Source organism: Pseudoxanthomonas sacheonensis, assembly GCF_010093305.1.
GTDB lineage: Bacteria > Pseudomonadota > Gammaproteobacteria > Xanthomonadales > Xanthomonadaceae > Pseudoxanthomonas_A > Pseudoxanthomonas_A sacheonensis.
The window spans coordinates 118,751-134,107 of record NZ_PDWS01000001.1 but is presented as its reverse complement, the minus strand read 5'-3'; the positions used below and the strand labels follow the sequence as shown (position 1 = coordinate 134,107).

The 15,357-nt window shown below is 65.9% G+C and carries 9 protein-coding genes and 2 pseudogenes; 4 read left to right on the top strand and 7 right to left on the bottom strand.

Annotated features, from left to right (window positions below; genetic code table 11):
- Positions 1 to 37 precede the first annotated feature (37 nt).
- A pseudogene (locus CSC73_RS00580) lies at positions 38 to 1,378 on the top strand (M28 family peptidase); the annotation flags it as partial.
- Between the two features lie 199 nt (positions 1,379 to 1,577).
- On the opposite strand, the gene CSC73_RS00575 reads toward CSC73_RS00580, so the two are convergent.
- The 7 genes and pseudogenes from CSC73_RS00575 to cysD form a co-directional block, all read right to left on the bottom strand.
- Positions 1,578 to 2,438 (bottom strand): TrmH family RNA methyltransferase, encoded by an 861-nt coding sequence (locus CSC73_RS00575; RefSeq protein ID WP_163838527.1) that lies wholly within the window; start codon positions 2,436 to 2,438, stop codon positions 1,578 to 1,580.
- Positions 2,428 to 2,970: a GNAT family N-acetyltransferase gene (locus CSC73_RS00570; RefSeq protein ID WP_163838526.1), complete on the bottom strand. Its 543-nt coding sequence runs from the start codon at positions 2,968 to 2,970 to the stop codon at positions 2,428 to 2,430. The genes CSC73_RS00575 and CSC73_RS00570 overlap by 11 nt, the downstream gene beginning before the upstream one ends.
- Complete coding sequence (locus CSC73_RS00565) at positions 2,963 to 6,103, bottom strand: efflux RND transporter permease subunit (protein WP_163838525.1); 3,141 nt, start codon at positions 6,101 to 6,103, stop codon at positions 2,963 to 2,965. Before CSC73_RS00565 ends, CSC73_RS00570 begins: the two co-directional genes overlap by 8 nt.
- A gap of 7 nt (positions 6,104 to 6,110) precedes the next feature.
- Positions 6,111 to 7,205 carry an efflux RND transporter periplasmic adaptor subunit gene (locus CSC73_RS00560; protein ID WP_163838524.1) on the bottom strand — a complete coding sequence of 365 codons (1,095 nt, stop codon included), beginning with the start codon at positions 7,203 to 7,205 and terminating at the stop codon, positions 6,111 to 6,113.
- A gap of 120 nt (positions 7,206 to 7,325) precedes the next feature.
- A complete protein-coding gene (gene cysN, locus CSC73_RS00555) occupies positions 7,326 to 9,191 on the bottom strand; it encodes a sulfate adenylyltransferase subunit CysN (RefSeq protein ID WP_170299045.1) in 1,866 nt (621 codons plus the stop codon).
- Positions 9,184 to 9,348 (bottom strand): hypothetical protein, encoded by a 165-nt coding sequence (locus CSC73_RS18335; RefSeq protein ID WP_170299044.1) that lies wholly within the window; start codon positions 9,346 to 9,348, stop codon positions 9,184 to 9,186. The genes cysN and CSC73_RS18335 overlap by 8 nt, the downstream gene beginning before the upstream one ends.
- A gap of 153 nt (positions 9,349 to 9,501) precedes the next feature.
- A pseudogene (cysD, locus tag CSC73_RS00550) lies at positions 9,502 to 10,425 on the bottom strand (sulfate adenylyltransferase subunit CysD); the annotation flags it as partial.
- A 208-nt stretch (positions 10,426 to 10,633) separates the two neighbouring features.
- On the opposite strand from cysD, the gene CSC73_RS00545 reads away from it, so the two are divergent.
- The 3 genes from CSC73_RS00545 (at position 10,634) to CSC73_RS00535 (ending at position 15,024) form a co-directional block, all read left to right on the top strand.
- Positions 10,634 to 12,472: an assimilatory sulfite reductase (NADPH) flavoprotein subunit gene (locus CSC73_RS00545; RefSeq protein WP_163838521.1), complete on the top strand. Its 1,839-nt coding sequence runs from the start codon at positions 10,634 to 10,636 to the stop codon at positions 12,470 to 12,472.
- Between the two features lie 129 nt (positions 12,473 to 12,601).
- A complete protein-coding gene (cysI, locus tag CSC73_RS00540) occupies positions 12,602 to 14,305 on the top strand; it encodes an assimilatory sulfite reductase (NADPH) hemoprotein subunit (protein ID WP_163838520.1) in 1,704 nt (567 codons plus the stop codon).
- The gene (locus tag CSC73_RS00535; RefSeq protein WP_163838519.1) at positions 14,302 to 15,024 is read left to right on the top strand and encodes a phosphoadenylyl-sulfate reductase; all 723 of its coding nucleotides are present in this window, start codon (positions 14,302 to 14,304) and stop codon (positions 15,022 to 15,024) included. Before cysI ends, CSC73_RS00535 begins: the two co-directional genes overlap by 4 nt.
- Positions 15,025 to 15,357 lie beyond the last annotated feature (333 nt).

Genomic DNA, 15,357 nt, shown 5'->3' with positions numbered 1-15,357 from the left:
CCTGTTTTCGACAACCTCATCCGCCGCAGAACGCGAAACGCGCATTCCCGAATCCGCACTGGCCACGGCCGCGACCTTGCGCGAGCAGGCGCTGGCCGACGGCACCGGCTGGAACACGGTCGAATCGCTGACCACCGAAGTGGGCCCGCGCCTGGCCGGCAGCGAAGCCGATGCGCGCGCGGTGGCCTGGGCGCAGGCCAAGTTCAAGGCCTTGGGTTTCGACAAGGTCTGGACCGAAGCGGTGACCTTCCCCAAATGGGAACGCCGCAGCGAAACCGCCGCGATTCTGGACGCGCACGCGCAACCGCTCACGGTCACCGCGCTGGGCGGCAGTCCGGGCGGGAAACTGCAAGCCGAGGTGGTGCGCTTCGCCGATCTGGCCGCGCTGGAAGCCGCTTCCGAAGGATCGTTGGCCGGCAAGATCGCTTTCGTCGATTACCAGATGCAGTCCGCGCGCGACGGCAGCGACTACCGCAATGGCGGGGCGATCCGTTCCAAGGGTCCTTCGGCGGCCATCCGCAAGGGCGCGATCGGCTTTCTGATGCGTTCGGCCGGTACCGACCACCACCGCGTCGCCCACACCGGCATCACCCGTTTCGATGAGGGGCTGACTCCGGTGCCATCGGCTGCGCTCGCCATTCCCGACGCCAACCAGCTGGCCCGGCTGCTGGCGCTGGGTCCGGTGCGCGTGTCCGTTGCGCTGGATTGCGGTTGGAACGGAGAAGCGACTTCGTACAACGTCATCGGCGAGATCACCGGGCGCGGCAAGCCGCAGGAAGTGGTGTTGATCGGTGGGCACCTGGATTCGTGGGACCTGGGCACCGGCGCGATCGACGACGGCGCGGGCGTGGCCATCACCATGGCGGCGGGGCACTTGATCGGCCAGCTGAAGCAGGCGCCCAAGCGCACCATCCGCGTGGTCGCTTTCGCCAACGAAGAACAAGGGCTGTATGGCGGCAAGGCCTACGCGGTCAAACATGCTGCGGATGCGGCCAAGCATCAGCTGGGCGCGGAAAGTGATTTCGGCGCAGGCCGCATCTATGCCTTCAACACCGGCGCGCCAGAGCACGCCAAGGCGGCAACCCGCCAGATCGCCGAGGCGCTGAAGCCGCTGGGCATCGAATACGCGCCGGACAAGGGCGGCGCGGGCCCTGATATCGGCCCCATCGCGGAGAAAGGCGCTACCTGGGCCTGGCTGGCGCAGGACGGCAGCGATTATTTCGACCTGCACCACAACGCCGACGACACTCTGGACAAGATCGACCCGAAGGCTTTGGCGCAGAACGTCGCGGCTTATGCGGTGTTCGCTTATCTGGCGGCGGAGGCGGACGGTGATTTCGGGAGTGCGGTGAAGGCGGCGGAGCCTTCCCACGAGTAAGGCATCACCGTTCTATCGTCATCCCAGCGAAAGCTGGGATCCATTTTGACTTTGCTTTTTGACTTTCAAGGAGCCAAAGCAAGATCAAGATGGATCCCAGCTTTCGCTGGGATGACGACGGACTTTTTTGGTTCCTGCAAGTTTTCGTTGCAATGTGCTTCGGACGGTAAAGCAGCCGAGCAAGCTCGGCTCTACAACGTCAACGATGCCATTGCGCCAGAAACACCGCGGTGGCCGCGGCGACATTGAGACTTTCCACAGCACCGGTGCCGGGAATGGACAGTTGCAAGTCGCAGGCCCTGGCGAGAGCGTCGTCCATGCCCTCGCCTTCCGCGCCCATTACATAGACCAGTCGCTGCGGCAATCGGGCGGCGAACAGATCGGCGCCGCCCCGCACGACCGTGGCCGCCAGCTTGAAGCCGGCCGCACGCAGCGCGGCCAACGCCTCATGGCGATCCTGCATGCGCACCAGGGGCACTCGCTCCGCACCTCCTTCGGCCACCCGCGCGGCGGCGCCGGAAACAGCGAGCGTCGAATCCTGCGATTGCAGGATCGCGCCCACGCCGAAATGCGCAGCCGAACGCAGGATCGCGCCGAAGTTGTGCGGGTTGCCCACGCCGTCCAGCCACAAGGCCAGCACCGGTCCTGGCGCCAGCGATTGCAGCCAGGCCGACAGAGCCAGCGGTTCGACGCGCAGCACATCGGCCACCACGCCTTCGTGATGCGAACTGGCGGCCAGCTTGCCCAGGTCCGCTTCCTCGACCACGCGATAGCCGATGCGGTTCTTGACGCACCAGGACAACAGCGGCTGCAGCTGCGGAATGCGCGCTTCGGAAAGATAGAGCTTGCGGATGGCTTCGGGACGTTGCGCGAACACCGCTTGCACGGCATTGAGCCCGTAGTAGCGCAGCTCCTGCTTGTTGCCGCCCTCGGGCCTGACCGCCGGACGTGGCTCGCGCGGCGGCGCCGCTTCCTGGCGCCTGCCGATGTTCTCGCGTTTGCGCGCATCGTCGGTACGGATGGCGGCCTTGTCCCAGGGGGATGGCGGTTTAGTGGTCATCGTCCAGATTCCTGCGCACTTTGGCGAACACGCGCAGATCATGCAGCACTCCGCGCTTGAATACAGCAGCGCGTTGCACGCCTTCCTCCAGGAACCCGTTCCTGCGCAGCACCTGCGCCGAGCCGATGTTGAACGCCAGCACGGTCGCGTACAGCCGGTACAGCCGCAATTCCCGCATCGCCCAGGGGGCGAATACGGAGACCACGCGGGTCATGGTGCCCTTGCCCCAGTGCGCGCGGCCCAGCCAGTAGCCGAATTCGGCCGAATGCACGCGTTCGCCCTTGCCGGGATGCGCGCCGATGCCGCCGCAGGCTTCGCCGTCGATCTCGATGGCGAATACCGGATCGTCCAGGTCGATCACGCGTCCGGACAGGAACGCCTCGCCATCCTCGCGCGTGTAAGGCGAAGGAAAACGATCGCTCACGCCGCGCGACACCTGCGCATCGTCGGCATGCCGCACCAGGCTGTCCAGATCGGAACCGCGCCAAGGACGCAGGAGGAAACCTTCGCCTCGCAACGTCGTCTCAGCCATGCCCGCCCACCGATGGAGTCTGGCCCTCGAGTTTCTCCAATTCGTGCGCCACGGCTTCGGGCGATTTGGTGAACGGCGCCAGCAGCGTGTAGGCCGCCGGCACCACCAGCAGCGACAGCACGGTGGAGAAGGCGACGCCGAAGATCACCACCACGCCGATGGTCGCGCGGCTGGCCGAGCCCGGCCCGCCGGCCAGCACCAGCGGCACGGCGCCCATGATGGTGGCGATGGAAGTCATCAGAATGGGCCGCAGGCGCACCGAGCACGACTCCAGGATCGCGTCGTGCACGCTGCGTCCTTCGTCGCGCAGCTGGTTGGCGAATTCCACGATCAGAATGCCGTTCTTGGCCGCCAACCCGACCAGCATGACGATGCCGATCTGGCTGAACAGGTTCATGGTGCCGCCGGTGATCCACAGGCCCAGCAACGCGCCCAGTACGCCCAAGGGCACCGTGAGCATGATGCCGAGCGGATGGATGAAACTCTCGAACTGCGCGGCCAGCGCCAGGTACACGATCAGCAGCGCCAGCGCGAAAGTGAACAGCACCGCGCCACCGGCCTCCTGGAATTCCCGCGACTCGCCCTTCCAGTCGATCTGCGCGTGCTCGGGCAGTTCTTCGGCCACGACCTGCTGGGTCCAGGCGATCGCCTCGCCCAGCGGATAGCCCGGCGACAGTCCGGCCGAAATGGTGATCGCACGCAGGCGGTTGAAGCGGTTGAGCGTGCCGGGTTCGGCCAGTTCGCTCAAGGTCACCAGATTGGACAGCGGCACCAGTTCGCCGCTGCTGGAACGCACCTGGATCGCCTGCAGATCGGCGGGACTGGCGCGGCCGGCGCGGTTGGCCTGCACCAGCACGTCGTATTCCTCGCCGCTGTCGACGAAGGTGGTGACCTGGCGCGAGCCCATCATGGTTTCCAGCGCACGGCCGATCTCGGTCACCGACACGCCCAGGTCGGCGGCGCGCGCGCGGTCGATGTTCACCCGCATCTGCGGACGCGTTTCCTTGTAATCCGAATCCGGACCGACGAAACCCGGATTGTCCTGCATGCGTTGCAGCAACAGATCTCGCCATTGCGCGATCTCCGCATAGTCGGGTCCGCCCAGCACGATGTTGAAAGGCTGGCCGCGCGAGCGCACCAGACCGCCGCTGACCTGGGTGCGCGCGCGCACGCCGGTCAGCACGGACAGCTTCTTCTGCACGTCGGCGGCGACTTCGGCGGTGCTTTCGCTGCGCTTGTCCCAATCCTGCAGGAAGATGGTGGCGCGACCGGTGTGCATTTCCTCGCTGGCGCCGAAGCTTCCCGGCACGCGCGGGTTGGCGCGCTGGATGGGCTGGTCGCCGCCGATCATCGGCGCCAGGATCTTCTCCACCTGCTGCATCTGCCCGACCGTGTAGTCGAAACCGGCACCTTCCGGCCCGTCGATCATCACCTGGAAGGAGCCGCGGTCTTCAGCGGGCGCCAGTTCCGAAGGAATGAAACGGAACAGGACCACGGCGCAGACCATCGCCACAACCATCAGGCCGCCGAACATCCAGCTGCGGTGCACGGTCTTCTGCAGCACGTGGCCGTAGCCGCGGCTGAGTTTGTCGAACTGGCGGTTGACCCAGCTGTGTACGCGATTTGGCCGTCCTTCAACAGCATTCCCCTTCGCATGCGGCTTGAGCAGCTTGGACGACATCATCGGCGTCAGCGACAGAGCCACGAAGGCGGAAATCGCCACCGCTGCGGCCAGCGCCACCGACAGTTCGCGGAACAGTCGGCCGGTATTGCCTTCCAGGAAACCGACCGGCAGGAACACCGCGATCAGCACGGCCGTAGTGGCCAGTACGGCGAACGCCACCTGCGCGGTGCCGCGCTTGGCCGCCACCAGCGGCGGTTCACCCAGGTCCACGCGGCGCTGGATGTTCTCCACCACCACGATGGCGTCGTCCACCACCAGGCCGATGCAGAGCACCAGGGCAAGCAATGTCAGCAGATTGATCGAGAAGCCGAAGGCGTACAGCGCGATGAAGGCGGCGATCAGACACACCGGCACCGTGACCGCCGGAATCAGCGCAGCGCGCACGCTGCCCAGGAACAGCCAGATGACCAGCAGCACCAACACGATGCCTTCCAGCAAGGTTTCGTAGACGCGATCGACCGCCGCATCGATGAAGGTGGTGGTGTCGAAGGCGACGAAGATCTGGGTGCCCTTGGGCAGGCTCGAACGGATCCGGTCGGCCTCTTCGCGCACCGCGTGGGCGACATCCAGACTGTTGGCGGTGGAAGTCTTGACCACGCCCAGGCCGACATTGGGCACGCCGTTGCTGCGGAAATAGGCGCGCCTTTCTTCCGAACCCAGCTCCACCTTGGCCACGTCGCCCAGCCGCACCACGTAACCGTCGGCGCCCTTGCCAAGCGGGATCTGGGCGAAATCCTCTGGCTTCTGGTAGTTGCGCGTCACCCGCAGGGTGAAGTCGCGGTCGGCCGATTCAATACGGCCGGCCGGCGGCTCCACGTTCTCGCGCGACAGCGCGTCTTCCACGTCGCTGACCGCCAGGCCGCGCGCGGCCAGCTGGTCGCGGTCCAGCCAGATCCGCATGGCGTAGCGCTGCTGGCCGCCGATGCGCACCTGCGCCACGCCGTCGATGCTGGAAAGACGGTCGGTGATGTAGCGCTCGGCGTAATCGCTCAGCTGCAGCGTGTCCATCGTGCTGGAGCTCATGTTGAGCCAGATGATGGGGTCGGCGTCGCTTTCCACCTTGGCGATCTCAGGCTGCTCGGCCTCCTCGGGCATGCGGCTGATAACGCGGCTGACCGCGTCGCGCACGTCGTTGGCGGCGGCCTCGATGTCGCGCGACAGGTTGAATTCGATGCTGATGTTGGAACGGCCGTTGGCGCTGCGCGATTCGATGGTGTTGACACCTTCGATGCCCGACAGCGCGTCCTCCAGCACCTGGGTGATGCGCGTTTCGACCACTGCCGCCGAAGCGCCGCGATAGTCCACCGACACCGACACGATGGGCGGATCGATCGCCGGCAGTTCGCGCAGGGTCAGGCGGGTGAAGGACATCACGCCCAGCACGATCAGCAACAGGCTCATCACCACGGCGAACACCGGGCGCTTGATCGAAAGATCGGAAAGCTTCATCGGCGTGTCAGCCTTGCGCGCGGGCCGGCGCTTCGGCTGCGGGGACGGCGCCGGCCTTGCCCTCCACCACCTTGCTGCCGGGCCGCAGCTTGCCCGTTCCGTCGATCACGATGCGGTCGCCCGCCTTGAGCCCCGACAGCACCTCGGCCTTGCCCGAACTGCGCGCGCCCACTTCAACCTTGGGTTGTTCGACGCTGCCATCCGCCTTGACCCGGAACACGAAAGTATCGCGCCCCACCTGCACCAGGGCGATTTCCGGCAGCACCAGCGCCTGGCGTTCCGGCCGCGACAGTCGCACCTGCATCAACATGCCCGGACGCAGCACGCGATCGGGATTGGGGAAGTCGCCGCGTACGGTCACCGCCCGGGTAGCGGCGTCGATGCGCGCATCGATGGTGCTCACCTTTCCTTCGAAGTCGCGGTCCGGATAGGAATCGCTGCGCGCACGGATCGACTGGCCGATGGCCAAAGTGGCCAGTTGCGCTTCGGGCACCGGGAAATCCACGTAGACGCGCGAGATGTCGTCGAGCGTGGCGATCACCGTGGTCGGAGTGATCAGGGCGCCGGGACTGACCTGGCGGATGCCCAGCACGCCGGAGAACGGCGCACGCACATTGCGGTCGCCGATGTCCGAGCGCATCTGCTGCACGCGGGCCAGCGCAGCGTCGCGGATGGATTTCTGCGTATCCAGCGAAGCGCGCGCCACCAGTTGCTGATCGGCCAGCGAAACCTGCCGTTTGTACAGCTGGTCGGCTTCGGCGAAAGTCGCCTGCGCCGCGACCAGCGCGGCCTGCTGCGAATCGCCGCGCAGAGTGATCAGCGGCGCGCCGGCTTTCACTTCCTGGCCGCTTTCGAAATGCACCGCCTGCACCGCTTCGCTGACTTTGGAAGTGAGGGTGACCGATTCGCGCGCCTTGGCCGTGCCGATGGCCTGCAGGGTGTCGGTCCAGGCCGAGGGCTGCAGCACCAGCGTGGTGACCGGGACCGGCGCGGAAGCTCCCGCGTCGCCGCGCGCGGCGGCTTTGTCCTTGCCGCAGGCAGCGAGCAGCGGAACCATCATGGCCAGCAGCAGCACAATGCGCGCGCCCGGTCGGATCGGCATGTCTTTTCCGTGATCGTGGTTATTTCCGGAGTTTACCGGTCCACGGTTAACGCTTGTGGCAATAACGGGTTGACGGGGGTATGACTAAAGACCCTTGCGGCCGGGCACGGCGCGGCCGCATCACTGCAGGCCCAGCTTCTCCAGCACCTGCGCAGCGAGCTTTTCGGGACTTTCGCTGCCCGCATCCAGACGCAGTTCGGCATGCTCGGGGACTTCGTAGGGCGAATCGATGCCGGTGAAGTTGGGAATCTGCCCCGCGCGCGCCTTGCGGTACAGGCCCTTCACGTCGCGCTGTTCGGCCAGCGCCAGCGGCACGTCGACGAAGATCTCGATGAACTCGCCGTCCTCGAAACGCGCGCGCGCCATCTGGCGTTCGGCGCGGAACGGAGAGATGAAACTGACCAGCACGATCAGGCCGGCTTCGGTCATCAGCTTGGCCACTTCCGCCACGCGGCGGATGTTTTCCACGCGGTCTTCGTCGGTGAATCCGAGGTCGCGGTTCAGGCCATGGCGCACGTTGTCGCCGTCCAGCAGAAACGTGTGGTAACCCAGCGCATGCAGGCGCTTGTCCACCAGGTTGGCGATGGTGGACTTGCCCGCGCCGGACAGACCGGTGAACCACAGCACGCGCGGCGACTGGCCCTTGATGCGCGCGCGCGCGGCCTTGTCCACGTCCACGTGCTGCCAGTGCACGTTGCCGGCGCGGCGCAAGGCGAAATCCAGCGTGCCGGCGGCGACGGTGTCGTTGCTGTGGCGGTCGATCAGGATGAAACCGCCCAGCGTGCGGTTTTCGGCGTACGGCGCGAAGGCAATCGGCTCGTCCAGGCTGAGGTTGACATAAGCCACCTCGTTCAATTCCAGCCGCTTGGCCGCCAGGTGTTCCTGCGTGTTGACGTCGATGCGGTGCTTGATCTCGCTGACCGTCGCTGCGACAGTGCGCGCGCCGATCTTCAACCAGTACGGACGGCCCGGCAGCAAGGCGGCATCGTCCATCCACAGCAGATGGGCGGCGAACTGGTCGGCCACTTGCGGCGGATCGCCGGCGGCGGCGATCACGTCGCCGCGGCTGATGTCGATCTCGTCGGTCAGCGTCAACGTCACCGCCTGTCCGGCGCGCGCGCTTGAAGTTTCGCGGTCGCCCACGAAAACCTTCGCTATCCGCGAGCGGCGGCCGGAAGGCAGCGCCACCACTTCGTCGCCGGTGTTGGCGACGCCCGCGGCGATGGTGCCGGCGAAACCGCGGAAGTTCTGGTGGGGGCGGCTGACGAACTGCACCGGCAGGCGCAGGCTTCCGTGGGCCTCGTGGGTCGGCACCTCGACGGTTTCCAGATGTTCGAGCAGGCTCGGCCCCTGGTACCACTGCATCGCATCGGAATGGGTGGACAGGTTGTCGCCATTCAAGGCCGACAACGGAATGAAAGTGACCCGTTCGATGCCCAGCTGCGCCGCCAGTGCGCGGTAACCGGCGACGATGTCATCGAACACGGCCTGGTCGTAACCCACCAGATCCATTTTGTTCACGGCCAGCACCACGTGGCGGATGCCCAGCAGCGACACGATGTAGCTGTGTCGGCGCGTTTGCGTCAGCAGGCCCTTGCGCGCGTCCACCAGCACCACCGCCAGATCGGCGGTGGAAGCGCCGGTGGCCATGTTGCGGGTGTACTGCTCGTGGCCCGGGCAGTCGGCGACGATGAACTTGCGGCGCTCGGTGTCGAAATAGCGGTAGGCCACGTCGATGGTGATGCCCTGCTCGCGTTCTGCGGCCAGGCCGTCGAGCAGCAGCGCATAGTCGATGTTCTCGCCCTGGGTGCCATGGCGCTTGCTGTCGGCGCTGAGCGCGGCCAGCTGATCGTCGAACAGGCGCTTGCTGTCGTACAGCAAGCGGCCGATCAGGGTGCTCTTGCCGTCGTCCACGCTGCCGCAGGTGATGAAACGCAGCAAGGGCTTTTCTTCGTGCTGCTTGAGGTAGCCGGCGATGTCAGACATTGGATTCCCCTCTTTGAAAAAGGGGGGCCAGGGGGGATTTGCTTTTGATCTTGATGTTGCTCTCCAGCAGGCTCCCCGCGAACAGCAAATCCCCCTCGATCTCCCTTTTGCAAAGGGAGAGGCAGAAGCGGGAGCCACCGCGCAATAAATCAGACATGGCATTCCCCCCTTTGAAAAAGGGGGGCCAGGGGGGATTTGCTTTTGATCTTAATGTTGCTCTCCAGCAGGCTCTCCGCGAAGAGCAAATCCCCCTCGATCCCCCTTTTGCAAAGGGGGAGGCCAAAGCAGGCACGCGCGCGAACTGCAGCCATCAGAAATATCCCTCCAGCTTCTTCTTCTCCATCGACGCGGTGGGATCCTGGTCGATCACCCGCCCCTGCCGCTCGGAACTGGTGGTCACCAGCATTTCCTGGATGATCGCCTCCAGCGTATCGGCTTCCGATTCGATGGCCCCGGTCAACGGATAGCAGCCCAGGGTGCGGAAACGCACCTTCTTCAGCTGCGGCGTTTCGCCGTCGCGCAGCGGCAGACGTTCGTCGTCCACCAGGATCAGCGCACCGTCGCGTTCCACCACCGGGCGCTCGGCGGCGAAATAGAGCGGCACCACCGGAATGCCCTCCCGATAGATGTAGAGCCAGATATCCAGCTCGGTCCAGTTGGACAGCGGAAAGGCGCGCACGCTCTCGCCCCTGTCGATGCGCGCGTTGTAGACGTTCCACAACTCCGGGCGCTGCCGCTTGGGATCCCAGCGGTGCTTGTCGTTGCGGAAGGAGAACACGCGCTCCTTGGCGCGCGATTTTTCCTCGTCGCGGCGCGCGCCACCGATGGCGGCATCGAAACCGTACTGGTCCAGAGCCTGCTTCAGACCCTGGGTCTTCATCACGTCGGTGTGCACGGTGGCGCCGTGGCTGATGGGACCGATGTCCTGGGCGATGCCGTCGGGATTGATGTGCACGCGCAGCTCGGTGCCGGTCTCGGCCACGCGGCGGTCGCGGAAGGCGATCATCTCGCGGAACTTCCAGCGTGTGTCCACGTGCAGCAGCGGGATCGGCGGCGGCGCGGGGGCGAAGGCTTTGAGCAGCAGGTGCAGCAGCACCGAGCTGTCCTTGCCCACCGAGTACAGCAGCACCGGATTGCGGAATTCGGCCGCGACCTCCCTGAGGATGTGGATGCTCTCCGCTTCCAGGCGGTCGAGGTGGGACAGGGAGGGAACGGAACTCATCAAGGATTTCGCGGACGTGGAAGGGGCGGGAACCGGTTCGGCAGAGTATCAGCTGCCCCGGAAGGCAGGCACGCCCCCGGGAGGCCGGCGAGTATTCGGCTTGCAGACGGCGCCGCAGAAATAAGCGCAGGGCATAACCCCATAACCAGATGTCGTTTCTGAATGGGTTAAGCCCTCCCTAACATCGGTCGTCCTAACAGCTATACCCGCGAGTCAAAGCATGACCGCTGCACCGCCCGCGTTGGCTCCCAGTCCCTTGCCCGAGGAGCGCAAGGCGCTGCTGGCGCGAGTCGTGGAAGGACTCGATCAACCCAGCCTGTGGTGGCTGTCCGGCTATGCCGCCGGCCTGGCCCAGGGTAATCCGGCCCCGCATCTGGCCGTGCTTCCCGGCGGTGCCGCCCAGGCCAGCCAGCGGCTGACCATCGTCTACGGCAGCCAGACCGGCAACGCCCGACGGGTGGCCGAGGCCTTGATGGGAGAAGCCGAGGCCGCCGGCCTCAACGTACGCCTGCTGCGCGCCGACGCCTACCCGCAGCGCGAACTGGCCAACGAACGCCTGCTCTACGTGGTCATCAGCACCCAGGGCGAAGGCGACCCGCCCGACGACGCGATCGGCCTGGTGGAATTCATCGCCGGCAAGCGCGCACCCAAATTGCCGGAGCTGAAATACGCCGTACTCGGCCTGGGCGATTCCAGCTACGCCGATTTCTGCGGCATCGGCCGCCGCCTGGACGCGCGCCTGGCCGAACTCGGCGCCAGCCGTCTGTTCCCCGCCGGCGAAGCCGACCTGGACATCGACACCGTCGCCCTGCCCTGGCGCGAACAGGCCCTGGGCCACGCCAAGACGTTGTTGAAGACCACGACCGCGCCTTCGGCCACTGTCACTCCCTTGCGTCCGGCACCCAGCGCACCGGCCTGGACCCACGACAAGCCTTTCGCCGCTGAGCTGCTGCTCAACCAGCGCATCAGCGGGCGCGAATTCAAGGGCGTCGGTTTCCTCAAGTACGGCGGCGTCGGCAAGGACGTGCGCCACCTGGAGCTTTCGCTGCAGGGCTCGGGACTTCATTACGAACCCGGCGATGCATTGGGCGTCCGCCACCGCAATCCGTCGCTATTGGTGGAGGGTGTGCTGCAGGCCCTGGAACTGGACGGCGACGCGCCGGTGCAGGACAAGGACGAATCGCTGCCGCTGCGCGAATGGCTGGCGGCACGCCGCGAACTGACCAAGCTCAGCCGTCCGTTCCTGGCCAGCCACGCCGCGCAGTCGCGTTCGGAAGAGCTCAACGATCTGCTCGCCCCCGCGCGCAACGCCGACTTCGCCGCGCTGCTCAATACCCACCAGTTGGCGGATGTGCTGCGCCGCTGGCCCGCGCATTGGGAACCACAGGAGCTGGTCGCCGCGCTGCGTCCACTGACCCCGCGCCTGTATTCCATCGCCTCCAGCCGCAAGCGCGTGGGCGAGGAAGTGCATCTCACCGTCGACGTGCTGGATTACCAGGCCTTCGGCCACGCGCATGTCGGCGCGGCGAGCGGTTTCCTCTCGTCATTGGGCGAAGGCGACCATGCGCCGGTCTACATCGAGGCCAACGAGCGCTTCCGCGTTCCCACCGATGCCAGCCGCGACATCATCATGGTCGGCCCCGGCACCGGCGTGGCGCCGTTCCGCGGCTTCGTGCAGGAACGGGCGGAAACCGGAGCCAGCGGCCGCAACTGGCTGCTGTTCGGCGCGCGCCACTTCAATACCGATTTCCTCTACCAGGCCGAGTGGCAGGACGCGCTGCGCACCGGCGAACTGCATCGCCTGGACGTGGCGTTCTCCCGCGACCAGGCCGAGAAGATCTATGTGCAGCAGCGGCTTCGCGAACGCGGACGCGAGGTCTACGACTGGCTGCAAAGCGGCGCGCATTTCTATGTCTGCGGCGCCATCGGCATGGGCAAGGACGTGCATGCGGCGCTGCTGCAGATCGTTTCCGAACAGGCGGGCGTCGATGCCGAGGCCGCCGCCGAATATCTGAGCAAACTGCAAGCGGAGGGCCGCTACAGCCGCGATGTCTATTAAGCCAGCACTGTAGGAGCTGCGTAAGCTGCGACCGGAAATTTTCCTTTGAAAGGAGATCCCCCAACTCGCAAGCAACAGTCGCAGCTTACGCAGCTCCTACGCATACACCGGCACCGCGCCAAGCACGTCATGACTACCCACTCCGTCGAAGACATCAAATCCGAAAGCAAGCGCCTGCGCGGCGCCTTGCTGGACAGTCTTGCCGATCCGTTGACCGGCGCGCTGCGCGAGGACGACACCACCGTCATCAAGTACCACGGCAGCTACCAGCAGGACGACCGCGACCTGCGCGACGAGCGCCGCCGGCAGAAGCTCGAACCCGCCTACCAGTTCATGATCCGCACGCGCACCCCGGGCGGCGTGGTCACCCCGCAGCAATGGCTGAAGCTGGATGCCATCGCCACCCGCTACTCCAACCATTCGCTGCGCATCACCACCCGCCAGGCCTTCCAGTTCCACGGCGTGATCAAGCGCGAACTGAAAGCGACCATGCAGGCGATCAATGCGACGTTGATCGACACCCTGGCCGCCTGCGGCGACGTCAACCGCAACGTGATGGTCGCGGCCAATCCGCTGGAATCGGCCGCGCACGCCGAAGTGCAGGACTGGGCGGCGAAGTTGTCCAGGCATTTCCTGCCCAACTCGCGCGCCTACTACGAGATCTGGCTGGACGAGGAGCTGGTAGCCGGCAGCGGCGAGGAGGAAGAACCGATCTACGGCAGCACCTACTTGCCACGCAAGTTCAAGGTCGCTTTCGCTGTGCCGCCGGTCAACGACGTGGACGTGTTCGCCAACGATCTTGGCTTCATCGCTGTGATCGAGGACGGAGCGCTGGCGGGCTTCAACGTCAGCATCGGCGGCGGCATGGGCGCCAGCCACGGCGATGCGGAAACCTATCCGCGCGTGGCCAACGTGGTCGGCTTCGTCACCCCCGACCAGGTGATCGCCGTCGCCACTGCCGTGGTCACGACACAACGCGACCGCGGCAATCGCGCCGTGCGCAAGCGTGCGCGTTTCAAATACACCATCGACGACCATGGCCTGGACGCCATCGTCGCCGAGATCGAAAGCCGCGCCGGATTCGCGCTGGCCCCGGCGCGCGCTTTCCGCTTCGAGCACAGCGGCGACCGCTACGGCTGGGTGCAGGGGGAGGACGGCCACTGGCACCTGACCCTGCATCTTTCCGCCGGCCGCATCGCCGACCGCCCCGGCGCGCCGCACCTGACCGGGCTGCGCGAGATCGCCAACGTGCACCGCGGCGAATTCCGGATGACGCCCAACCAGAATCTGGTCATCGCCGGCGTGCCCGACAGCGAACGCAAGCGCATCGACGCGCTGGTGCACTCCCACGCGCTGGATGCGGGCCTGCGCAACGGCACTGCCCTGGCCCGCGCGGCGCTGGCCTGCGTGGCATTGCCCACCTGCGGTCTGGCGATGGCCGAAGCCGAACGCTACCTGCCCGACTTCACCGGCAAGCTGGAACCGTTATTGGATAAACACGGCCTGCGTGACGCGCCGATCCTGTTGCGCATCTCCGGTTGCCCGAACGGTTGCTCGCGCCCGTACCTGGGCGAGATCGCGCTGGTGGGCAAAGCGCCCGGCCGCTACAACCTGATGCTGGGCGCCGACCATCGCGGCCAGCGCCTCAACACGCTGTATCGCGAAAACATCGCCGAAAGCGAAATCCTGGACGCCCTGGATCCACTGTTCGCGCGCTATGCCGGCGAGCGCGAAACGGACGAAGGCTTCGGCGATTTCCTGCACCGCAGCGGCGTGGTCGCCCTGCCCCCTTACCCCACACACCGACAGATTCCGCTGGAGCTGCATCCATGAGTGCCCTGAACATCGATATCGCCGCCAACGAACCCGAGTCGCTGGAAGAACTCAACGCCTCGTTGGAAACGCGCACCGCCGAACAGCGCGTGGCGTGGGCGCTGGAAAACGGGCCGGCCAATGCCGCGCTTTCCTCCAGCTTCGGCGCGCAGGCCTCGGTGATGCTGCACATGCTCAGCGTGCAGAAGCCGGATATCCCGGTGATCCTGATCGACACCGGCTACCTGTTCCCCGAGACCTACCGCTTCGCCGACGAATTGCAGGAACGGCTGAAGCTCAACCTGCAGGTATTCCGCCCGCTGGTCAGCCGCGCCTGGATGGAAGCGCGCCACGGCCGCTTGTGGGAACAAGGCGTGGTCGGCATCGACCAGTACAACGGCCTGCGCAAGGTGGAGCCGATGAAGCGCGCGCTGAAGGAGTTGGGGGTGGGCACCTGGTTCACCGGCCTGCGCCGCAGCCAGTCCAGCAGCCGCAGCCAGACCCCGGTGCTGCAGCAGCGCGATGGGCGCCTGAAGGTGAACCCCATCGTCGACTGGACGGACCGTGACATCTGGGTCTACATGAAGAAGCACGGCCTGCCGTACCACCCGCTGTGGGACGAAGGTTATGTGTCCATCGGCGACTTCCACACCACTTCGCGCTGGGAGCCGGGCATGAGCGCGGAAGACACGCGTTACTTCGGGTTGAAGCGGGAGTGCGGCATCCACGTAGAGGTCTAAGTAGGTCGGGGCTACGCCCCCGACGCACGGATCTGCACCACCTCTCCCCTTGCGGGAGAGGTCGACGCGCTTGCGCGGCGGGAGAGGGGGTGAGCGGAGTCGTTGCGTTGCCGATGAATGCACTCTTGAAAACATTCGTCATTCGCGCCTGATCGTTTTAACGTGAACCGATAGACCCTCACTCCGCTCTCCCCTCTTCCGCCCCTTCGGGGCACCTTCTCCCACAAGGGGAGAAGGGGTAAGCCCATCGCCTCTCTCTTTCTAGTTCCCGAGCTGCGCCATGCGACGCCTTCACGATTCGTGAGCGACAATAGCGTCCACCCGCCTGCCGGA

Coding starts and splice junctions, on each gene's coding strand:
- CSC73_RS00545 (WP_163838521.1), top strand. CDS start 10,634: ATGACCGCTGCACCGCCCGCGTTGGCTCCCAGTCCCTTGCCCGAGGAG.
- CSC73_RS00560 (WP_163838524.1), bottom strand. CDS start 7,205: ATGCCGATCCGACCGGGCGCGCGCATTGTGCTGCTGCTGGCCATGATG.
- CSC73_RS18335 (WP_170299044.1), bottom strand. CDS start 9,348: ATGTCTGATTTATTGCGCGGTGGCTCCCGCTTCTGCCTCTCCCTTTGC.
- CSC73_RS00565 (WP_163838525.1), bottom strand. CDS start 6,103: ATGAAGCTTTCCGATCTTTCGATCAAGCGCCCGGTGTTCGCCGTGGTG.
- cysN (WP_170299045.1), bottom strand. CDS start 9,191: ATGTCTGACATCGCCGGCTACCTCAAGCAGCACGAAGAAAAGCCCTTG.
- CSC73_RS00570 (WP_163838526.1), bottom strand. CDS start 2,970: ATGGCTGAGACGACGTTGCGAGGCGAAGGTTTCCTCCTGCGTCCTTGG.
- CSC73_RS00575 (WP_163838527.1), bottom strand. CDS start 2,438: ATGACCACTAAACCGCCATCCCCCTGGGACAAGGCCGCCATCCGTACC.
- cysI (WP_163838520.1), top strand. CDS start 12,602: ATGACTACCCACTCCGTCGAAGACATCAAATCCGAAAGCAAGCGCCTG.
- CSC73_RS00535 (WP_163838519.1), top strand. CDS start 14,302: ATGAGTGCCCTGAACATCGATATCGCCGCCAACGAACCCGAGTCGCTG.